At 63.5% G+C, this 21,019-nt stretch carries 20 protein-coding genes and 2 tRNA genes; 16 read left to right on the top strand and 6 right to left on the bottom strand.

Annotation, left to right across the window (positions count from 1 at the left end):
* The first annotated feature begins 132 nt into the window (after window positions 1-132).
* The 7 genes from aroA to F7P65_RS12990 all read left to right on the top strand — a co-directional run bounded on the left by aroA (window position 133) and on the right by F7P65_RS12990 (window position 6,842).
* Complete coding sequence (gene aroA, locus F7P65_RS13020; RefSeq protein ID WP_150292349.1) at window positions 133-1,473, top strand: 3-phosphoshikimate 1-carboxyvinyltransferase; 1,341 nt, start codon at window positions 133-135, stop codon at window positions 1,471-1,473.
* Window positions 1,470-1,721 carry a CBU_0592 family membrane protein gene (locus F7P65_RS13015; protein ID WP_150292347.1) on the top strand — a complete coding sequence of 84 codons (252 nt, stop codon included), beginning with the start codon at window positions 1,470-1,472 and terminating at the stop codon, window positions 1,719-1,721. Before aroA ends, F7P65_RS13015 begins: the two co-directional genes overlap by 4 nt.
* Window positions 1,718-2,353, top strand: coding sequence for a (d)CMP kinase (gene cmk / locus F7P65_RS13010; protein WP_150292345.1), 636 nt, complete (start codon window positions 1,718-1,720; stop codon window positions 2,351-2,353). Before F7P65_RS13015 ends, cmk begins: the two co-directional genes overlap by 4 nt.
* A 171-nt stretch (window positions 2,354-2,524) precedes the next feature.
* Complete coding sequence (rpsA, locus tag F7P65_RS13005) at window positions 2,525-4,237, top strand: 30S ribosomal protein S1 (protein ID WP_150292343.1); 1,713 nt, start codon at window positions 2,525-2,527, stop codon at window positions 4,235-4,237.
* Between the two features lie 168 nt (window positions 4,238-4,405).
* On the top strand, window positions 4,406-4,693 hold the full coding sequence (locus tag F7P65_RS13000) for an integration host factor subunit beta (protein WP_150292341.1): 288 nt from the start codon (window positions 4,406-4,408) through the stop codon (window positions 4,691-4,693).
* Between the two features lie 193 nt (window positions 4,694-4,886).
* Window positions 4,887-4,972: transfer RNA gene (locus F7P65_RS12995), tRNA-Leu, on the top strand.
* Between the two features lie 85 nt (window positions 4,973-5,057).
* Window positions 5,058-6,842, top strand: coding sequence for a cation:proton antiporter domain-containing protein (locus F7P65_RS12990; protein ID WP_150292338.1), 1,785 nt, complete (start codon window positions 5,058-5,060; stop codon window positions 6,840-6,842).
* On the opposite strand, the gene F7P65_RS12985 is transcribed toward F7P65_RS12990, so the two are convergent.
* On the bottom strand, window positions 6,839-7,783 hold the full coding sequence (locus F7P65_RS12985; protein ID WP_150292335.1) for a glutaminase: 945 nt from the start codon (window positions 7,781-7,783) through the stop codon (window positions 6,839-6,841). The genes F7P65_RS12990 and F7P65_RS12985 overlap by 4 nt on opposite strands.
* A gap of 155 nt (window positions 7,784-7,938) precedes the next feature.
* On the opposite strand from F7P65_RS12985, the gene F7P65_RS12980 reads away from it, so the two are divergent.
* From F7P65_RS12980 to F7P65_RS12965, 4 genes are read left to right on the top strand one after another with little or no spacing between them, the layout of a single operon-like run.
* Window positions 7,939-8,919 (top strand): agmatine deiminase family protein, encoded by a 981-nt coding sequence (locus tag F7P65_RS12980; protein WP_150292333.1) that lies wholly within the window; start codon window positions 7,939-7,941, stop codon window positions 8,917-8,919.
* Between the two features lie 5 nt (window positions 8,920-8,924).
* Window positions 8,925-9,269 carry a DUF3147 family protein gene (locus F7P65_RS12975; protein ID WP_150292427.1) on the top strand — a complete coding sequence of 115 codons (345 nt, stop codon included), beginning with the start codon at window positions 8,925-8,927 and terminating at the stop codon, window positions 9,267-9,269.
* A gap of 10 nt (window positions 9,270-9,279) precedes the next feature.
* Window positions 9,280-10,128, top strand: coding sequence for an N-carbamoylputrescine amidase (gene aguB / locus F7P65_RS12970; protein ID WP_150292331.1), 849 nt, complete (start codon window positions 9,280-9,282; stop codon window positions 10,126-10,128).
* A gap of 17 nt (window positions 10,129-10,145) precedes the next feature.
* Window positions 10,146-10,436: a putative quinol monooxygenase gene (locus tag F7P65_RS12965; RefSeq protein ID WP_150292328.1), complete on the top strand. Its 291-nt coding sequence runs from the start codon at window positions 10,146-10,148 to the stop codon at window positions 10,434-10,436.
* Here F7P65_RS12965 and F7P65_RS12960 read toward each other — a convergent pair.
* Window positions 10,426-11,079 carry a uracil-DNA glycosylase gene (locus F7P65_RS12960; RefSeq protein ID WP_150292326.1) on the bottom strand — a complete coding sequence of 218 codons (654 nt, stop codon included), beginning with the start codon at window positions 11,077-11,079 and terminating at the stop codon, window positions 10,426-10,428. The genes F7P65_RS12965 and F7P65_RS12960 overlap by 11 nt on opposite strands.
* Window positions 11,080-11,102: 23 nt before the next feature.
* Here F7P65_RS12960 and folK point away from each other — a divergent pair, with 23 nt between their 5' ends.
* Window positions 11,103-11,603 carry a 2-amino-4-hydroxy-6-hydroxymethyldihydropteridine diphosphokinase gene (gene folK / locus F7P65_RS12955; RefSeq protein WP_150292324.1) on the top strand — a complete coding sequence of 167 codons (501 nt, stop codon included), beginning with the start codon at window positions 11,103-11,105 and terminating at the stop codon, window positions 11,601-11,603.
* A gap of 45 nt (window positions 11,604-11,648) precedes the next feature.
* Window positions 11,649-11,724: transfer RNA gene (locus F7P65_RS12950), tRNA-Lys, on the top strand.
* A 587-nt stretch (window positions 11,725-12,311) separates the two neighbouring features.
* Here the strand turns inward: F7P65_RS12950 and npdG are convergent.
* The 4 genes from npdG to F7P65_RS12930 form a co-directional block, all read right to left on the bottom strand.
* Window positions 12,312-12,977 (bottom strand): NADPH-dependent F420 reductase, encoded by a 666-nt coding sequence (gene npdG, locus F7P65_RS12945; protein ID WP_150292322.1) that lies wholly within the window; start codon window positions 12,975-12,977, stop codon window positions 12,312-12,314.
* A complete protein-coding gene (cofH, locus tag F7P65_RS12940; RefSeq protein WP_240334287.1) occupies window positions 12,967-15,309 on the bottom strand; it encodes a 5-amino-6-(D-ribitylamino)uracil--L-tyrosine 4-hydroxyphenyl transferase CofH in 2,343 nt (780 codons plus the stop codon). Before cofH ends, npdG begins: the two co-directional genes overlap by 11 nt.
* A 136-nt stretch (window positions 15,310-15,445) precedes the next feature.
* Window positions 15,446-15,628 carry a TetR family transcriptional regulator gene (locus tag F7P65_RS22375; RefSeq protein WP_275897559.1) on the bottom strand — a complete coding sequence of 61 codons (183 nt, stop codon included), beginning with the start codon at window positions 15,626-15,628 and terminating at the stop codon, window positions 15,446-15,448.
* A gap of 114 nt (window positions 15,629-15,742) precedes the next feature.
* The gene (locus F7P65_RS12930; protein ID WP_150292425.1) at window positions 15,743-16,954 is read right to left on the bottom strand and encodes a serine hydrolase domain-containing protein; all 1,212 of its coding nucleotides are present in this window, start codon (window positions 16,952-16,954) and stop codon (window positions 15,743-15,745) included.
* Between the two features lie 143 nt (window positions 16,955-17,097).
* Here F7P65_RS12930 and F7P65_RS12925 point away from each other — a divergent pair, with 143 nt between their 5' ends.
* The 3 genes from F7P65_RS12925 to F7P65_RS12915 are packed head-to-tail and all read left to right on the top strand — an operon-like array spanning window position 17,098 to window position 21,008.
* Window positions 17,098-17,610, top strand: a complete 513-nt coding sequence (locus tag F7P65_RS12925; protein WP_150292318.1) for an RNA polymerase sigma factor — start codon at window positions 17,098-17,100, stop codon at window positions 17,608-17,610.
* Window positions 17,611-17,665: 55 nt separating this feature from the next.
* Window positions 17,666-18,595: a FecR family protein gene (locus F7P65_RS12920; protein ID WP_150292423.1), complete on the top strand. Its 930-nt coding sequence runs from the start codon at window positions 17,666-17,668 to the stop codon at window positions 18,593-18,595.
* The gene (locus F7P65_RS12915) at window positions 18,579-21,008 is read left to right on the top strand and encodes a TonB-dependent receptor (RefSeq protein ID WP_150292316.1); all 2,430 of its coding nucleotides are present in this window, start codon (window positions 18,579-18,581) and stop codon (window positions 21,006-21,008) included. Before F7P65_RS12920 ends, F7P65_RS12915 begins: the two co-directional genes overlap by 17 nt.
* The last annotated feature ends 11 nt before the right edge of the window (window positions 21,009-21,019 follow it).

Genomic DNA, 21,019 nt, shown 5'->3' with positions numbered 1-21,019 from the left:
TTCTCGCGAGTGCTCAAAATAGATATTACGCGGCACGACTGGGTCGCCCGCGAAGAGACGGCGCCTTGCCATAGCCAAACCGCGCTGTCAAAAGCCGGGCGCATTTTTTCAAGTTTTGCAGACGGATTGACCGTGACCGCTTCTTCAGACCAGCCTACCCCCATGACCTTCACCGCCGCTCCGGCGCTTTCCGGCTCGATCACCGTGCCCGGCGACAAGAGCATTTCGCACCGCTCGCTGATGCTTTCCGCTCTGGCCGTGGGCGAAAGCCGGGTCGAAGGGCTGCTGGAGGGGGAGGACGTGCTGGCAACCGCCGCTGCCATGCGCGCCATGGGCGCCGACATTCAGCGCGACGCCGATGGCATCTGGCATATCCATGGCGTTGGAGTCGGCGGCCTGCTCCAGCCGGAAAGCGCGCTCGACATGGGCAATAGCGGCACGTCCACCCGTCTGCTGATGGGCCTGATCGCCAGCCACGCGATCACGGCGACCTTCGTGGGCGACGCAAGCTTGAGCAAGCGCCCCATGGCCCGCGTCACCGACCCCTTGTCCCGCATGGGCGCCAGCTTCACGACCAGTCCCGGCGACCGCCTGCCGCTCACCATGCGCGGCGCCTGTCCGGCGGTACCGCTCGACTATCGCCTCCCCGTCGCCTCGGCGCAGGTCAAATCCGCGATCCTTCTCGCGGGCCTCAACGCCCCCGGCACCACCCGCATCGTCGAGCCCATCCCGACCCGCGACCATAGCGAACGCATGCTCAAGGGCTTCGGCGCAGACCTGAATGTGGAGATCGAAGCCGACGGCACCCGGATCATCACGCTGAAGGGCGAAGCCGAACTCCGCCCGCAGTCGATTATCGTGCCCGGCGATCCCTCCTCCGCCGCCTTCCCGATGGTGGCCGCATTGCTGGTCCCCGGATCGACGGTCACCATCGCCAATGTCGGCCTCAACGCGACCCGCGCCGGCCTGATCGACCTGCTGCGTGAAATGGGCGGCGATATCGTCATCGAAAATCCGCGCGAAGTCGGGGGAGAGCCGGTAGGTGACCTCCTCATCACCGCGTCGTCTCTGAAAGGCATCGAACCCGACCCGGCCCGCGCCCCGTCGATGATCGACGAATATCCCGTCGCCTTCATCGCCGCCGCCTTTGCGGAAGGGCGCAGCATCTTCCGCGGGCTGGAAGAACTGCGCGTCAAGGAATCGGACCGCATCGCCACCATGGCGACCGGCCTGCGTGCCATCGGCGTTCAGGTGGAGGAACTGGAAGACGGCATCGTCATTCAGGGCAGCGGCGGCGCGCTTCTGCCCGGCGGCGGCCCCATTTTCACCAAGCTCGACCACCGGATCGCGATGAGCTTCGCGGTGGCGGGCCTTGTGTCGAAAAACGGCGTCGCCATCGACGATATGCGCCCCGTCGCCACCAGCTTCCCCGGCTTCACCCACCTGCTGCAAACACTCGGCGCCATGGTATGATCTTCGACCTCGCCAACATCATAGGCCTGATCGGCAGCGGCCTGATGGTTGCAGCCTATGCCTATAGCAATGTGGCGAAGGCGCTGAATTTCACGCTCTTCAACTTGCTGAACCTCGTCGGCGCCCTGCTGCTCATTTCATCACTGACGGTTCACTTCAACATCGCATCGATGGCGATGGAAATCATCTGGGCTGTCATCGCCCTCATCGGCCTTGCCAAGGCCTTGTGGAAAGGCAAAGCATCATGATCATCGCCGTCGACGGCCCCGCCGCATCGGGCAAAGGCACGATCGCCAAGGCGCTCGGCCACCATTACGGCCTGCCCGTCCTCGACACCGGCTTGCTCTACCGGGCGGTCGGACTGGCGGTCCTCAAGGCCGGCGGCGATCCCGATCATGAAGCGGACGCCCTTGCCGCCTGCGATTTCGAGGATGCCGTCCTGACAGACCCCGCCCTGCGCAGCGAAGCGGTAGGCTCCCTCGCCTCGCGCGTGTCCATTCACCAGAGCGTCCGCCAGGCACTGGTGCAGCGCCAGCGCGACTTCGCCACCCAGCCCGGCGGCGCGATCCTCGACGGCCGGGACATCGCGACCGTCATTGCCCCTGACGCCAATGCCAAGATCTTCGTCACCGCCAGCGTCCACGTCCGCGCCCAGCGCCGCTATGACGACGCCCTGTCCCATGGCGGCCATCCCGACATGGACAGCCTGATCGCGGACATTCAGGCCCGCGACACCCGCGACATGAGCCGCGACCATGCCCCGCTGCGCATGGCCGATGGAGCGGACTTGCTCGATACCAGCAATTTGACTATAGACGCCGCCGTCCAGCAGGCCATTGCACTGGTGGACGCCCAGTTGGAACGTCGGCAACAGGCCTGACGCGATGCCGGGTGCCGGGGATTCCCAGGCGCCCTTTTCGCTTATCCACGGGGCGTCGACTCGTCAGGGCCGAACGGATGTTCGCGCGCTATTCGGGCGCGCGGGCGGTTTGGCCTGAAAGACCACCGGACACAACCGGTAGGCCAGTAATGACGAGTGAAGGAAAACTGCATGGCCTCTACGGCATTCCCCTCGCGCGACGATTTCGCCGCGCTTCTCAATGATTCTCTCGGCGGTGAGGACGGCGGCTTCGAAGGCCGCGTCGTCAAGGGCACCGTGACCGGCATCGAAAACGACATGGCGCTGATCGACGTCGGCCTGAAGTCGGAAGGCCGCGTGCCGCTGCGCGAATTCGCCGCACCCGGCCAGAAGGCTGACTTGAAGGTCGGCGACGAAGTCGAAGTCTATGTCGACCGCGTCGAAAACGCCCATGGCGAAGCCATGCTGTCGCGCGACCGCGCGCGCCGCGAAGCCGCCTGGGACAAGCTCGAAGCGGAGTTCACCGAAAGCGCCCGCGTCGAAGGCGTCATCTTCGGCCGCGTCAAGGGCGGCTTCACCGTCGACCTCGACGGCGCCGTGGCGTTCCTGCCCGGCAGCCAGGTCGACATTCGCCCGGTTCGCGACGTCACCCCGCTGATGGACATTCCTCAGCCCTTCCAGATCCTCAAGATGGATCGCCGCCGCGGCAACATCGTCGTGTCGCGCCGCGCCATTCTGGAAGAAACCCGCGCCGAACAGCGCAGCGGCCTCATCCAGACGCTGGCCGAAGGTCAGATCATCGAGGGCGTCGTCAAGAACATCACCGATTACGGTGCGTTCGTTGATCTGGGCGGCATCGACGGTCTGCTGCACGTCACCGACCTGTCGTACAAGCGCATCAACCACCCGAACGAGATGATCAACATCGGCGACACCGTCCGTGTCCAGATCATCCGCATCAACCGCGACACCCAGCGCATCAGCCTCGGCATGAAGCAGCTGGAAAGCGATCCGTGGGAAGGCGCCGCCGCCAAGTACCCGGTCGGTGCGAAGCTGTCGGGCCGCGTCACGAACATCACCGAATATGGTGCGTTCGTCGAACTGGAGCCGGGCATCGAAGGTCTGGTCCACGTTTCGGAAATGTCCTGGACCAAGAAGAACGTCCACCCCGGCAAGATCGTTTCGACCAGCCAGGAAGTCGAAGTTCTGGTTCTGGAAGTCGATCCCGAAAAGCGCCGCATCTCGCTCGGCCTCAAGCAGGCTCAGAACAACCCCTGGGACAGCTTTGCCGAACGTCACCCGATCGGTTCGACCGTCGAGGGCGAAGTCAAGAACGCGACCGAATTCGGCCTGTTCATCGGCCTGGACGGCGACGTCGACGGCATGGTCCACATGTCGGACATCGCCTGGGGCATTTCGGGCGAAGACGCTCTGGCTCTGCACCGCAAGGGCGAGACGGTTCAGGCCGTCGTTCTCGACATCGACGTCGAGAAGGAGCGCATCAGCCTCGGCATGAAGCAGCTTGAGCGTGGCGGTCCTGCCGCTGGTGGCACTGCTGCTGCGGCTGCCGGCCTCAACAAGAACTCGATCGTCACCGTGACGGTTCTGGAAGTCCGCGACGGCGGTCTGGAAGTCCAGGCTGGCGAAGACGGCGCTGCCGGCTTCATCAAACGCAGCGACCTTGGCCGCGACCGCGACGAACAGCGTCCGGAACGCTTCCAGGTCGGCCAGAAGTTCGACGCCATGGTCACCGGTTTCGACCGCGCCAAGAAGCCGACCTTCTCGGTCAAGGCGATGCAGATCGCCGAAGAGAAGCAGGCTGTGGCGCAGTATGGCTCGTCCGACAGCGGCGCGTCGCTGGGCGACATCCTTGGCGAAGCGCTGAAGGCCAAGAACGAAGGCTAAAGTCTCCTTCGATATCTAACCAAAGTAATAGAGCCCGCCGGAACTTAACTCCGGCGGGCTTTTTCTATTCTCATAATGAGAAAAACATACCGATATTGGCCAATTGTCAGAAGGTTGGAGATTCAGTATAAATTAAACGGGAACCAGAAGGGGGAGTCTGGAGGACCGATGATACGCTCGGAACTGATACAGAAACTGGCTGAGGAAAATCCAAACCTCAACCTCCAGGAAGTCGAAAGGATCGTCGATCTCTTTTTCAAGGAGATTGTCGACCGCCTTTCCAGCGGCGGACGCGTGGAGCTGAGAGGCTTTGGCGCGTTCACAACCCGCGCCCGCGACGCACGCACCGGTCGCAATCCGCGCACCGGCGAACAAGTGTCCGTGGACGCCAAGCGCGTTCCCTATTTCAAGCCCGGAAAGGAAATACGGGAACGGTTGAACGACAAGCCGCTCTAAGATTTCCGCGAGGTTTCAGGCCGGAACAGGCCCATGCCTGATGCGCAATCGAAACGAGGCGCATGCCTCGTTTCGACATTATTTCAGCCGCCGGCTCCAGACGGCCGTGGCAGATCGATCCTCGCCACTTGAACTGCTCGTTCAGGCACATCTTGACCTGTGTGTCTTTAGCCTTCAGGGGATGTTTGCCCAAGCGGACGTGGCGAAATCGGTATACGCAGCGGACTTAAAATCCGCCTCCCCCCGGGAATGCGGGTTCAAGTCCCGCCGTCCGCACCATTTGCGCAGTCGACAAAGCATCGGCGCAGGCTATTTTCTCAACCTTAAAGCTGGATGTTTGCGGCATTTGTCGCAATGATTGACCATGGCCGGCGCGATCAATCCCCAGAGCTTCAGCGATTCCCTTGTTATTCTGGGCGCGGCGGGGCTGGTCATCCCGGGTTTTGCGCGGTTCCGCATCAGCCCGGTGATCGGCTTCATTCTGGTCGGACTGGCGGTCGGACCGTCGGGATTGGGCGCTTTGGTCGGCCAATATCCCTGGCTCTACCATGTCACCATTTCCAATAGAGAAGCCATCGAGCCTTTTGCGGAACTTGGCGTCATATTGCTGCTGTTTTCCATTGGGCTGGAATTGAGCTTCCGGCGCCTGTGGACCATGCGAACACAAGTATTCGGAGTCGGCGCCGCAGAATTAATCGGCGGCGGGACGCTCATTGCGCTTGGTCTTTACTTGCTGGGACAATCGTCTGCGGGTGCTTTTGGCCTGGGGCTTGCCCTGGCGCTGTCGTCCACGGCGGTTGTGCTTCCCATGGTCGGCACGCAAAGCGCCGTCGGCCGCGCGGCCTTTTCCATGCTGCTTTTCGAGGATCTGGCACTCGTCCCGATCATCTTCATGCTGGGCGCGCTTGCCCCTTCGGTCGCCGCCAGCCCGGACGGTCCGTGGGACCAACTGGCCGATACGCTGGTCAGGAGCGGCATCACCATCGCCATCATGCTGGTGCTGGGACGCGTCTGCCTGCCGCATATTTTCCGCCAGGCCGCGCGCACCAAAAGCCCGGAAGTATTTCTGGCGGCAAGCCTGCTGGTCGTCATCGTTTCCAGCATGGCGACGTCGATCGCCGGGCTCTCGCCCATTGTCGGCGCCCTGCTGGCAGGCCTGCTGATCGCCGAAACGGATTATCATGGCGAGGTCGAGGTGATGACCGCCCCCTTCAAGGGGCTGGCGCTCGGCGTGTTCCTGATCACGGTCGGCATGGGGCTGGACGTTCGTGTGATCCTGGCCAACTGGCCGACGCTGGTGCTGGCGGTGGTGGGCGTCGTCCTGACGAAGACCATCGTGACCGCCGCGCTTCTCTATGTTTCGGGCGCGCGCAAGGCCGTCGCGCTGGAGGTCGGCTTGCTGATGGCCAGCCCTTCCGAAACCACCCTGATCGTCCTGTCCGCCGCCGCCGCCGCGCAGTTGATCCTGCCTTCGACCGCCGCCTTCTGGCAGATCGTGACCGCCATCGGCCTTACTATCACGCCGCTTCTGGCGCGGCTGGGCCATGACATCGCCCGGCGGCTGGAAATGGCGCTGGGCGAGGAGGCGGTTGAGGTCAGCGAGGATCATGTCGAGGCTGCTGCCGTGGTGATCGGCTTTGGCCGGGTCGGGCGCATGGTCTGCGACCTCCTGACCCTTCACAAGCAGCGCTTCATCGTCGTCGAATCGGACGCCGATGTCGTCGCGGAGGCACGTCGCGACGGCTATCCGATCCTGTTCGGCGACGTGTCGCGGACGGAGATGCTCGACAAGCTGCGATTGGGCCATGCGAGAGCGCTGATCCTGACGATGGACGATCCGGTGCTGTCCGTCCGGGTGACGAAGCGTGTGCGCGGCTGGGTGCCGGACCTGCCGATCATCGCCCGCGCCCGCGACACCGATCATGCCGCGCAGCTTTACCGCGCCGGCGCCAGCGATGCAGTGCCCGAAACGCTGGAAAGTTCGCTTCAGCTTGCCGAAACGGCGCTGGTCGACCTGGGCGTGGCGATGGGACCGGTGATTGCCTCCATCCATCAGACGCGGGAGGACCTGCGCATGGGGATCAAGGATGCCGCGCAACTCGAAAAGGCGCCAAAGCTCCGGCGGTTGCGGGCCGACGAAGTGCCTTAACGCTCATCCTGCGGCGGGCTGAACACCGACCAGCCGGTGCGGCGGGCCAGTTCCTCCAGGGCCTGGGTGCCTAACTGACTGTTGCCATTTTCGTTGAGGCCGGGCGACCAGACGGCGATGGAAGCGCGACCGGGAACGATCGCCAATATGCCGCCGCCCACGCCCGACTTGCCGGGGATGCCGACGCGAAAGGCGAAATCGCCCGACGCATCATAATGACCGCAGGTGAGCATCAGGGCGTTGATGCGCTTGGCGCGGCTGGACGAGACGACCCGGCCGCCCTCTGGATGCCGCCCGTCGAGCATCAGGTAACGGCCGGCAAGAGCAAGCTGGCGACAGTTCATTTCCATCGCGCATTGGTGAAAATAGGTGCCCAGCACCAGATCCACCGGATGGCGGACATTATCGAAGGCGCGCATATAATTAGCGAGCGCCATGTTGCGGAACCCCGTGGCGGTTTCCGACGCGGCCACGGCTTCGTTGATGGCGATGCTGTCGTCGCTGGCCAGATAACGCACGAAACGGAGCATTTCCCCAATGGCGACACGGGGTTGGTGGCCGCCCAGATTGACGTCCGCAACGACGATGGCGCCCGCATTGATGAAGGGGTTTCGCGGAATGCCCTGTTCCTGCTCCAACTGCACGATGGAGTTGAACGCGTTGCCGGACGGTTCCCGCCCCACCCTTTCCCAAAGCTGATCGCCGACCTTGCCGAGGGCCAGGGTCAAGGCGAAAACTTTCGAGATGGATTGGATGGAAAAGCCCACATCGCAATCGCCGCCCTCGATCAATCGGCCGTCCGCCGTGGCGATGGCAATGCCGAATTGGCCCGGGTCGACCTTGGCGAGTTCCGGTATGTAACTCGCAACCGTGCCGCGCTCTTCGCGGGCGGCCGCAGCGGCGACGATGTCGGCCAGAATGGCGGGAAGATCGGGTGACATGGATGACATTATAGAGGCGCGGCGAAGCTCCATTTCCAGAAAAAATTCCTGCCGGCCCCAAAAGCGGGTTCGAGATGGGGCGGATTTGCCGCTGTCATGGGCTGCGCGATCCTGTAGAGGACGCGATAAGTCCCCCCGAACAGGAGCCCAAGCCCATGACTTTCCGTATGCCTGCCGAATGGGCGCCGCACGAATGGACCTGGATTGGTTTTCCCACCTATCCCGATGAATGGCCCGGCGCTTTCGAGGAGGCGCGGCAACAGATTGCGAGCTTTGCCAATGCGCTTCATGGCAAGGGTGAGGATGTGCGGCTGGTCGTCGCGCATGATGGCGATGCGGAGGTCGCGCGCGGGCTGGTGACGCCCGGCGTTCAGATCGTGGTGCAGAAGCTGGGCGACATCTGGCTGCGCGACACGGCGCCGATTGCGGTGATGCGTGGGACTGAGCGGGCACTGGTGGATTTCGGCTTCAATGGCTGGGGCGGCAAATATCGGATGCCGGGCGATGAGGATATCGGCGCGCGGCTGGCGGCGATGACCGGCCTGCCGACCTCCACCCAGAATTGGGTGTTCGAAGGAGGCGCGGTCGACACTGACGGTACAGGACTGTTCGTGACGACCGAGCAATGCCTGCTCCATCCCAATCGCAATCCGGACCTGGACCGGGGGAAGATCGAGACATTGCTGGCGGGATCGCTGGGCCTGTCCGACATGCTCTGGCTGGGCGATGGACTGCTGAACGATCATACCGACGGGCATGTCGACAATCTGGCCCGCTTCGTGGCGCCGGGCGTACTGGCGCTGCCCGAGACCAGCACGCAGGATGACCCCAATGCCGCCATCTATGCCGATGCACGGGCGCGGGCCAAGGCATTCGGGGTGGAGGTGGCATCCATCCCTTCCCCCGGCCGCGTCGTCGTGGACGGGGAAGTCATTCCGGCCAGCTATATGAATTTCTATATCGGCAACGCCGCCGTCATCGTGCCCATCTATGGCCAGCCAAACGATCAGGCGGCTCTGGAGGCGCTCAAACCCTTTTTCCCCGGTCGGAAGATCATCGGCCTGCGCAGCGACGCCATCCTGTCGGGCGGCGGCAGCTTCCACTGTTGCAGTCAGCAGATGCCGGCGGGCGAATGAGCGCGATGCTCGCGTTGCGGGCGCTGATCTCCGGCGTCATCATCGCCATCGTGTCCGTGGTGTCGCGGCGCTATCCGGCATTGGGCGCGCTGATCGCGTCACTGCCACTCATTTCGGTGATGGGGATGATCTGGCTGTGGAACGACAGGCCGGATGCCGAAAATATGGCGCGTCATGCGGAGGCGACATTCTATTATCTCATCCCATCCCTGCCAATGTTCCTGCTCATCCCGATGCTGCTGCGGCGGGGCGTTGCCTTTGCGCCTGCGCTGATCGCGGGTTGCGTGCTGACGATCCTGCTCTATCTCCTGACCGTTGCCGTTGCCGCCCGATTGGGCATTCGTCTCTAGGGTATTGTTTATGACCAAAGTTACCGTCGCCGCGCTCCAACTCGCCTTTTCCGACGACCGGGCGGACAATATCGACATGGTCGCGGGCCATGTGGTGAAGGCGGCCGCGCGCGGCGCAAAGATCGTGCTGCCGCCCGAACTGTTCGAAGGCCCCTATTTCTGCAAGGTCGAGGATGAGGCGCTGTTCGCCAACGCGCTACCCCTGGACGAGCATCCCGCCGTGCAGGAAATGTGCAAGGTGGCCAAAGCCGAAGGCGTCTATATCCCCACCAGCTTCTTCGAGCGCGACGGGCATCATTATTACAACTCGCTCGCCATGATCGATGACGGGGGCGAGATTATGGGCGTTTATCGCAAGAGCCATATTCCCGACGGGCCGGGTTATGAGGAGAAATATTATTTCCGCCCGGGCAATACGGGCTTCAAGGTGTGGAAGACGAAGTTCGGCACCATCGGCGTCGGCATCTGCTGGGATCAATGGTATCCCGAAACCGCGCGGGTCATGGCGCTGATGGGGGCGGAGATGCTCTTCTACCCGACGGCCATCGGCTCCGAACCCTATGATGCCGACCTCGACACCAGCCGCATGTGGCGCCGGGCGATGATCGGCCATGCCGTCAGCAACTGTATGCCGGTGATCGCCGCCAACAGGATCGGTGAGGAGGACGGGCAGAAATTCTACGGCCACAGCTTCATCACCGACCAGTGGGGCGATTTCGCTGCGGAGGCCGACGCCAGGGACAATGGCGCTCTGGTGGCGACGTTGGACCTGGAGCAGGCAAAGATGCATCGCGCCGGCATGGGTTTCTTCCGCGACCGGCGGCCGGAGCTTTATGCACGGATCGCACAGGATATTTAATAAGCAGGAGAGAGACGATGACCGTTGCCCGCCACTATATCATACACGCGAAGGAAGGCATGGACGCCGAACTGGAAACCGCCCTGCGCGCGGTGGCGGATGCGGTTCGGTCCCTGTCCGGCTGCGAAGGCGTGGAAATGCTGCGCGACCTGGGCAATGAACGGCGCTTCGTCTTCATCGAACAATGGGCCGATATCGATGCCCACAAGGCAGCCGGAGCGATGCTGGACAAAGGATTGTTCGCACCGATGATGGCGGCGCTCGACGGGCCGCCGGACGGCGCCTATTTCGACTATCTCATCCGCTGATTTCCAGCGCCCGCGCGAACACCGCTTCGAACATCTCCGCCGTCAGACGGCCAGTATTCTGATTGTATCGCGAGCAATGGTAGCTGTCGATCACGATCCGGCCGTCGGGCATGCGATGCTCCGCCAGATGGGCAAAGCGGGCCTTGGGCAGCTTGCCGCCCAGCGCCTTGACCGCTGACTGGTGGGCGATCTGGCCCAGGGCGATGAAGACGCGGGCGTGGGGCAGCGCCGCGACTGCTGGCTTCAGGAAAGCGCGGCAGTTGCGGATTTCCTCCGGCAGCGGCTTGTTCTGCGGCGGCAAGCATTTGACCGCGTTGACGATGATGATGTTGCGCAATGCCAGTCCATCATCGGACCGGGCGTCATAGCTGCCCTCCGTCAGGCCGAATTTGCCGAGCGTGGCAAATAGCAGGTCGCCGGCAAAATCGCCGGTGAACGGACGGCCCGTGCGGTTGGCGCCGTTCTTGCCTGGGGCAAGGCCGATAATCGCAATTCTGCCCGCCGGATCGCCGAAGGACGGCACCGGCGCGTTCCACCAATCGGGATGCTCCGCCCGGCATTCCTTGCGAAATGCGACAAGGCGGGGGCAAAGCCCGCAATCATGGGGCGGTTCGGTGTGCGGGATGGGGCTTTGCAGCGTCATGTAGACCCGATAGGCGCAGCATCATGGCCAAGACAAGCATTCCTCACCTTTATGCGCTGGCGCTGGGATCGAACCGGTCCTTATCCGCGACACTCACGCCGGCGCGGATCGTGGATGCGGCAGTGGCGAAGATCGGCGCAATCGGCACCGTCCGAGCCGTGGCGCCGATATTGACGACGCCGCCTGTCGGACCTTCGCGCCGGGTCTTCGCCAATAGCGCGCTGATCATCGAAAGCGTCCTGCCGCCCGACAGGATGCTGGCACGCCTCCAGGAAATCGAACGATCGCTGGGGCGGCGGCGCTTCAGGCGCTGGGGCGCGCGCAGCATCGACATCGATATCATCTTCTGGTCGGGCGGACGATGGAACAGCCGGTCGCTGCACATCCCCCACCCCACTTTTCGACAGAGGGACTTCGTACTGAAGCCCCTTTGCGCCATCGTTCCACGCTGGCGCGATCCGGTTTCGGGGCTTTCGGTACGCCATTTGCTCGCCCAATTACGAAAAGCGATTTCTGGAGGTTGACCATCCGCATCGCCGCCTCTAGTGCGTGCAAACCTCAAAACATGAGGGCCCTTAGCTCAGTCGGTAGAGCAACTGACTTTTAATCAGTAGGTCGCTGGTTCGAATCCAGCAGGGCTCACCATTTTTCCCTTATATTTCAGTCTTTTATATGCGCAGCAACGTCGCATGATTGTAGGCTCTGCAGCTTCATAGAAAGCTGGTAAGCCGCGCTCACGCCATCAAATAACGCATCACATGTCGGGAAGGTTGCCCCGGACAAACATGAAGTTCTGCCGCGGTCAGTCCAGCGCCTTTGCGATAATCGCGGCAAAGCACCAGATTTCGATCGATAACAGCATGCCGAAAAGAATGCCAAACATGGCATGAGGCTTTAGCACATTGTCCATCGCCCTCTCCAATTCATCATTTATTTCTGCAAGATTAACGGGTTAACTCAGCAATCGGTTCCCGCAGCACTTCAACCCGACTTTGGCGCATCGTGGCGCTTCGCGATAGAGCAGCGCCCATTCCACCGGGTTCACCATGGACGCGCGGACAAGAGCAGGCCGAACGCCCACTGCATTTTTCATGATCGCATCAAAATTCGGCATGACGCCGGATCGATCATCGGCCTTTCAGCATGGTTCACGATCAGCAATCAGCCGCCCTATTGCCGCCGGTGTCGTGCACGACACCGGCGGCAATAGGGCTTCGGTCCTGATATTCCTGTCAGACGCCGGTGATGCGGATGCCGGAGCCGGGAACCTTATATTTGCGGTTGAGCGCGATGAGGACGGAAGTCAGTCCTTCGGCCACCACCGAATTGCACAGCGGTCCGGCATTCCATGCGCGCAGACCGATTTCCTGCGCCAGCGCGACCACCGTGTCGGCGGCTTTGCTGTCATCGGCGCAGACCAGAACGTCGCATTCGATTTCCTCATCCAGCTTGGTCAGGTGATGCGCGCTGATATTCTGGAAGGCGGAGACGACGCGAACCCCGTCGCCCAGCATCTTCTGCACCGCCTCCACGGCGGAACCGCCTTCGGGAAGTTGCACGCGGCTAACTTTCGGCGGGACCAGAGGCACCGTCACGTCGATCAGGATCTTGCCAGCCAGCGCCGGCTCCACATCCTTCACCGTCGATTGCTGCGCCGCATAGGGCACGGCCAGAACGACAATGTCGGCCTGCGCGGCGGCGTCCGGATTGGCGGCGCCGGTGACGGTGCCTTCCCCCAGCACCGCATTCATCTGGGCGGCGGCTTCCTGCGCGCGTTCGGCGGTACGGCTGCCGATGATGACCCTGTGCCCCTTATGCGCCCAGCGGAGCGCGAGGCCGCCGCCTTCCTTGCCGGTGCCGCCAAGGACGGCGATGCTCGCCAGAGTTTCATTCTGCATAAATCAAATTCTCCTGTTCATTCCGGTCACCCCGCGCACGTTTGCGCGGGGGCGTGAGGATCATGGGGGTGAGGTCCGCCGCAGCCATGCCGCGATCGTGCATGTCCTCCGACACCGCGCCATAGGCAGTGCTGCGCTGGCGCGGGGTGCGGCCGAGCGAGCGGATCAGCGCTTCCATCGCAGCGGGGGGCATTTCCTGACCATGCTGCGTGCCCGCAGCGCGGGAAATGCTCTCATTCATGAGCGTTCCGCCCAGATCGTTGGCGCCGGAGGTGAGGCAGGCCTTCACCCCCTCCTCGCCCAGCTTTACCCAGCTGGTCTGGATCGAGCGGATATGCGGATGCAGCGCCAGTCGCGCGACCGCGTGCATCAGCCGCACTTCGCGGAAGGTGGGGCCATGACGCGCCTCGCCCCGCACGCCCATCGGCGCTTCCATATGGACGAAGGGCAGCGGCACGAATTCGGTGAAGCCGCCGGTCCGGCGCTGGAGGTCGCGGATGCGGATCAGGTGGCGCGCCCAATGGCGCGGCGTGTCGACATGGCCGAACATGATGGTGGCGGTGGTGGTGAAGCCGACCTTATGCGCGGTTTCGATGACATCCAGCCACTGTTCCGTGTTGAGCTTGTCCGGGCAGATGATGGCGCGGACCTCATCGTCCAATATCTCCGCCGCCGTGCCGGGAAGCGTGTCGAGGCCCGCTTCTTTCAGACGCAGGAGGAAGTGTCCGACGCTCAGACCCAGCGTCGCGGCGCCCTGCGACACTTCCAGCGGCGAAAAGGCATGGATGTGCATGTCCGGCACGGCGGCGCGAACGGCCTTGGCGAGGTTGATATACGTGTCGCCGGTATAATGCGGGTGGATACCGCCTTGCAGGCAAACTTCGGTGCCGCCGCGCTCCCACGCCTCGCGGGTGCGGCGGACGACTTCTTCCAGGTCGAGATCATAGGGTTTGCCGCGCAGTTCCTCCGCCTTGTCCCCCTTGGAAAAGGCGCAGAAGCTGCATTTATAGGCGCAGATATTGGTATAATTGATGTTGCGGTTGACGACATAGGTGATGGTGTCGCCTATCACCTGTTCGCGCACGGCGTCGGCGCTGTCGCAGACATGCTCAAGGTCGAATTCGCGAGCGGAAAAGAGGGTGGCGATCTCCTCCTCATCCAGCAGCGCGCCCACCATGGCGCGATCAACAATGGCGGCGATCTTCGGGTCGACCGGCAGAATGGAAGGGCGCGTGATGCGGGGTTCGAGCGCGATGCCGGGTGACCACCTGTCTTCGCGGGCAAAGCCCTCCGCATCGGCATGGGCGAGGATATGGCGGACCATGGCACGGTCCTGCCATCGGGCATTATCCTGCGCATAGGCGGGATAGACCGGCAGGCGCGCGACCAGCATCCGTCCCTCCCCTTCGGTGGCCATGCGCAGGCGTTCGACTTCGGGCCAGGGGGCCTCGGGATTCACATGATCCGGCGTGACTGGCGAAACGCCGCCCCAATCGTTGATCCCCGCCGACAGCAGGCGCGGAAAATCGGCGGCCGAGAGATTGGGCGGCGCCTGAATATTCATCTGCGGCCCCAGGATCAGGCGCGCGGCGGCGATGGTCCAGAGCAACTCATCCATATCCGGTTCGGGCGCATGGGCCATCACCGTCCGTTCTTTCGCGCGGAAATTCTGCACGATCACTTCCTGGATATGACCATGGGTTTCGTGCAGGTCGCGAATCGCTTCGAGCGCTTCGATCCGCTCGCCACGGGTTTCGCCGATGCCGATCAATATGCCGGTCGTGAACGGGATTTGCAGTTCGCCCGCGAGGCGGATGGTTTCCAGGCGGGCCGCCGGTTCCTTGTCCGGCGAGCGGTAATGCGCCTCGCCCTTCTGGCAGAGCCGGTCGGACACAGACTCCAGCATCAGGCCCTGGCTCACCGACACGCCGCGCAGCGCAGCCATTTCCTCGCGGGTCATGACGCCTGCGTTGATGTGCGGCAGCAAGCCGGTTTCGTCGCGGACCGCTGCGGCCATTTCGATCAGATAGGAGATGGTCGTGGCATGGCCGAGCCTTGCCAGCTCATCACGCGCGGCGGCGAAGCGCAATTCCGGCTTGTCCCCCAGTGTGAACAGCGCCTCGGTGCAGCCCGCCGCCTTGCCCGCGCGGGCAACTGCCAGCACTTCGTCGCGGGTCATATAGGCGTTCTCGCCGGGCCGGGGCGGCTGGGAGAAGGTGCAGTAATAGCAAAGATTGCGGCAAAGCTGGGTCAGCGGAATGAACACCTTGCGCGACCAGCTCTGAACCCGGCCATGGCCTTCGTCACGCAGCGCAGAGGCTGCGGTCAGCATGTCGGACAGCGGCGCATTTTGCAACGCAATCGCAGGTCCAACCTTACCCACATTTCCTCTCATTCGGACCACTCCATGATATTCATTCCGCGTTTCCGACCTTTGCCTCCAACTTCACGCATGTGCAAAAATAAATTCACGGGTAGGCGCGAATCATGCCCGCCACAACCAGGTTGCTGGATGGTGGGCAGTGCCTCCGTGCGGGGATCATGCGCTCCAGATTATGCTGTATCATGGCTACGCCCGCACGCTGACCGATCTCGTTCATGCTGAGCGCAGCGATGCCCTGTTCAGCGATGAGCTTGCGCGTTTCCTCCAGGATTCGGCGACGGCGCTCGATAATATCAGGACTGAAACAAGAGGTTCACGCGCGTGCCCCTTGCCGTGAGTCCGGGCGGATGATTGCACGGCCCACCCCTCGCCAACAGCAAATTTAGATGGCATGTCCGCGATGATCGACGATTGCGTCGCGAATGCCGCGCCGCAATTCGCCCCGCACTGGATAAGTGCTGGAGGGGAAATGCTGGGTCATGAAAATGCCGATCAACCGCTCCACCGGATCGATGAAGAAGAAGGTGGAGAACACGCCGCCCCAATAATATTCCCGCGTCTGGAGATCGGTCGCGAAGCCGAGGCCGAAGCCGATGCCGGCATAATCCGCCTCGCTGAACATGGAGGAGGACAGGCTGGCCAGATCCTTGCCCCCCGGCAGGTGATTGGCATGCATGGCCGCCACGGTTTCGGGTTTCAGAAGCCGCGCGCCGTCCAATTCCCCGCCCCGCAGCAGCATCCTGGCAAAGCGATGATAATCCGCCACACAAGACACCAATCCCCCGCCACCGGACCGCAATTGCAACGGCCTGCGCCAGCCGCTGCGCGATCCCCGTTCGTAGAGGGACAGGGCACCGTCCGGCCCCAACTGCCAGGCGTCGGTCATGCGTTCGACACGGTCCTCCGGCAGTTCGAAGAAGGTGTCGGTCATGCCCAGCGGATCGAAAATACGCTCCCGGAAAAAACGCTCCAGATCGATACCGCTTAACCGTTCCACGACCACGCCCAGCACATCGGTCGACACCGAATAATTCCATCGCTCGCCGGGGGAAAATTCGAGCGGCAGTTCGGCAAGCGCCGCAATGAACGCATTCGAACTGCGCTTCTGCTGAAATTCGTCGAGGCCCAATTCCCGATAACGCGCGTCAATCGGGGTCTGTCGCTGGAGACCATAAGTCAGGCCGGAGGTATGCCGCAGCAGGTCGATCATCAGCATCGGCCTTCGCATCCGCCCGCGACCGTCCGCGCCGACCGCCAGATCGCCAAATTCAGGCAGCACCGTCGCCACCGGATCGTCCAGCGCGACCAGTCCTTGTTCGACCAGCATCATGAAGGCGACCGAGGTGACCGGCTTGGTCATCGACGCGATCCGGTATAGCGCATCCTCCCCCAGCGGGGCGCCAGTCGCCCGCGCGATGCCGCTGCAGACCGACAGGATCGGCCGCTCTTCGCGCGACACCAACAACTGCATATGGGGCAGTTTGCCCGGCGCGACATAAGTTTCGTGAACATGGTCCGCCAGCGCCTGTAACTTCGCGGCGTCCATGCCCGCTGCCCGCGCTGCCGCTACGTCCACCTGCCCTGTCGCCTGCATCATGCCTCCTGCCGGTACACCCAGGATCAGCTAGAACAGTCGGCGCCGCAGGTAAATGCCATGTCTCCCTCGACGCTTGCCCGTTGCAACGCCCATCCCGGCCCTTTATGGCAAATGTTGATCCCATTGGACGCACGTTCTTCATGGCTACCGGCCTTTCCGCGATTTTCCTGCACAACCGACCCGCCCTGCTGCGCTTTCTGCGCGCCCGTGGCGCGGGCGATGAGTCCGAGGATCTGTTGCAGGATATGTGGATGAAGCTGGAGGAGAAGGACCTGGGACCGGTCGCCGATCCGCTGCCCTATCTTTACCGCATGGCCAACAATCTGATGCTGGACCGCTACCGCTCCGCCACCCGGCGGGAGCGGCGGGAACAGGACTGGGCCGAGGGCGCGGGCGGTGTCATGGCCGATCCGTCGGAGGACATCGCGATAGACGAACGGCTGATCCTGACCGAAAGGCTGGAGGAGGCCCGTGCCGTGTTGCAATCGCTGGGACCGCGCATCGAGCTGGTGTTCCGCCGCTTCCGTATCGAAGGCGTCGGCCAAAGGCTGATCGCGGAGGAACTGGGGGTGAGTCTCACCACCGTGGAGAAGGACCTGCAAAAGGCGTATCGCGCCATGATCGCCCTCAAGCAGAAAATGGATACGGAATGAGGACGGCGACGGCGTCTCGCCCTATAAGGGGCATGCAATGAACAGGGCTGGAGCCATGATGAATGAGGAGGCGCTCGGATGGGTCATCCGTACGCGCGATCCTGAATTTGCCGATTGGGAAGCGTTCACGCAATGGCTGGAGGCGGATTTCGGCCACGCGGCGGCCTATGACGCGCTGATGGCGGCGGATGCCGACCTCGCCAGGATCGTGCCGGCCAAACCTGTCGCCATCGCTGTGCCCGCCAATGACACAGGACCACGCGGCTGGCGGCCGATGCGCTGGATCGCGAGCGGCGCGGTCGCGGCGGCTCTGGTCGGGGTGGTTTCGGTCGGCATGATGAAGCGGCCCGACATCTACACCGTCGCCACCCGGCCCGGCGAGACCCGCACCGTCGCACTGGACGATGGCACCCGGGTCGAGATGAACGGCGGCACCACCATGCGCCTCGACCGCCATGATGCACGCTTCGCAGCACTCGACAGCGGCGAGGCGGCCTTCACGGTCCGGCATGACGCCGCCCATCCCTTTCGCGTGACCGTGGGCGACGCCGTGTTCGAGGACGCAGGCACCGTTTTCAACATCGTCCATAGCGGCAATGCCACGCGCATCGGCGTATCGGAAGGCAAGGTGATCTATAATCCCGGTGCGGAGGCCATCGCCCTGCCCGCTGGCCGTGCGCTCAGCGAGGATGAAAGCGGGCTGCGCGTCATGGATATCGCCCCCGATGCGGTCGCGAGCTGGCGTCAGGGGCGGCTGACCTATGCCAATGCCCCGGTGACGCAGATCAGCGCCGACATCGCCCGTTCTCTGGGGGTGCAACTGACCGCCACCCCCGGCGCGGGCGCCATGCACTTTACCGGCACGATCCGTCTGGACCGCGATCCGGCGCGTTTCTTTGGCCAGGCCGCGCCGCTGATGGGGCTTAGCGCCGTCAGGCAAAAGGATGGATGGTTGTTGAAGGAGGGGGATGGCCCGTCACGCTGACGTCCTTTTCGTCACCGCCCTCGCCATAACGGCCGCTTCGCCCGTGCAAGCGGCGGAAAGACAGGAGATCAGCATCGCCCCCGGACGGCTGGGCGAGGCAGCGATAGCGCTTGGGCGTCAGACCGGTGCCAGCATCGGCATGTCGGACCAGTCGCTCGCCGGGATCGCGACCCCCGCCATTCAGGGCCGCATGTCGGTGGAAGCCGCGCTCAAGCGGCTGCTCAGGGGCAGCGGCGCCAGCATCCGCAGGATCGACGACAACACCTACCGGATCGTGCGCGAACGGGTGGTGCGGGCGCAGTCCCGCAGGGCCGTTGCCACTCCTGCGCCGGCAGCCGAACAGGAACCGGCGGAGATCATCGTCACCGCCTCGAAGCGCGACACGCCCCTCCCCCGCTATGCCGGGATGGTCGATGTGGTGGGCAATAATGCGTTCAGCGCAAGCGAAGCGGCGGGCGGCACCGCCAGCCTGATCTTCCGCGTGGCAAGCCTCAGTTCCACCCATGCGGGCGCGGGACGCAACAAGCTGTTCATCCGCGCCATTGCGGATAGCGGCGTCGCCGGGCCGACCCAGGCGACGACCGGCCAATATCTGGGCGATATGCGCCTGAACTATGCCGCGCCCGATCCCGACCTGAAGCTCTACGACATGCAGGGCGTGGAGGTGCTGGAAGGACCGCAGGGCACGCTCTACGGCGCGGGTTCGCTGGGCGGCATCGTGCGCATGATCCCCAACGCGCCCAATCTGGGTCAGGCGGGCGGCCAGATTTCCGCCGGGGTGAGCGCCACGCAGCATGGCGATCCGGGCGGCGACCTTGCCGCGACGATCAACCTGCCGATCGTTGCGGAGAAGATCGCGCTGCGCGTCGTCGGCTATGGCGTGCAGGATGGCGGCTATATCGACGATGTCATGCGCCACAAGGATGACGTCAACCGCACCCGCACCGTCGGCGGCCGCGCGGCGCTGCGGTTCGCGCCGGACGAGGATTGGACGATCGACCTCACCGGCGTCTATCAGCGGATCAAGGCCGACGACGCCCAATATGCAGCGAAGAAGATCGGCGATCTGGAACGCGCCTCCGCCGTCGCGCAGCCCTATTCCTCCGACTATGCGCTCGCCAATCTCAGGGTGGAACGGCAATGGGACGATCTGCGCTTCGTGTCCTCGACCGGCTATGTGCGCAACATCTTGTGGGAAAGCTATGACGCGACCCAGCCCGGCGGCCCGCCAGCCTTGTTCCGGCAGCGGAACAAGGTCGACATCTTCTCCACCGAAAACCGCATCGTGCGCGATCTGGACAATGGCCTGGGCTGGATATTGGGCGCATCCTATCTGGAAAGCACGTCGAATATCGAACGGTCGCTGACCTCCTACGGCACGCCGCCCATTCAGCAACAGATCATTCCCGGCGTTCCCGTCTATGGCCGGGGGATGCCCGCGACCTCGACCGGCGTCCGCAACCGCATTCGGGAAGCGACGCTGTTTGGCGAGGCATCCTTTGAACCCGTCAGCGGCCTGATCGCCACGGTGGGCGGACGGCTGACCAACAGCCGCCTCACCGGCGAAGCGCTCGATCCCATCGCCTTCCTGTCCACCGCCGCCATCGCCCGGGCCGAGGCGCAGGCGAACAGGAACGAAACGATCTTCCTTCCCTCCTTCTCGCTGCTGACCGACGCCTTGCCGGGCATGACGCTCTATGCGCGCTTCCAGCAGGGCTTCCGTCCGGGCGGGCTTGCCGTGGACGACCAGCATATTCAGCGCTTCCGCAACGACCGCACATCGACGGCGGAAATCGGCTTCCGCAAGGGCGTGCCCGGCGTCGATCCGGTCGCGCTGACGGGCAATGTCGCCTATACCCGGTGGAAGAACATCCAGGCCGACGTCACCGACCGCATCGGCATCCCCACCACGGCCAATATCGGGGACGGACGCATCTACACGGTGGAGGGCCGCATCGTCGTCCATCCCGCGCCCCGGCTGACGTTCGACGGCAGCTTCATCTATAATGACAGCCGCCTCAGCCGCCCTGCCCGGTTCGTGCAGATGCTTTCCTACGAAGGCCAGACGCTGGCCCTGCCCAATGTCGCCAATTGGGGTGGACGCGCCAGCTTCGACTATCGCGCTCCGTTGGGCGACGCCATGCAATTCCACATCAACGGTTCGGCCCGCTATGTCGGCAAGTCGCGCCTGGGCGTCGGGCCGATATTGGGCCGGGAACAGGGCAATTATGTCGACACCGCGCTCAGCGCCGGTCTGACGCGAGGGGCGGTGCAATGGTCACTTTCCCTCTCCAATCTGCTCGGCAGCACCGGCAACCGCTTCTCGCTGGGCACGCCCTTCGACCTGCGCGGCGATTATGTGACGCCGCTGCGCCCCCGCACCGTGCGGCTGGGGATGGATTTCGCCTTCTGAACCTGCATCGC

Origin of the sequence: Sphingobium estronivorans, assembly GCF_008692605.1 — a bacterium.
Lineage (GTDB): Bacteria > Pseudomonadota > Alphaproteobacteria > Sphingomonadales > Sphingomonadaceae > Sphingobium > Sphingobium estronivorans.
Note: the sequence above shows the minus strand (reverse complement) of the source record. Positions and strands in the feature narration are given on the sequence as shown.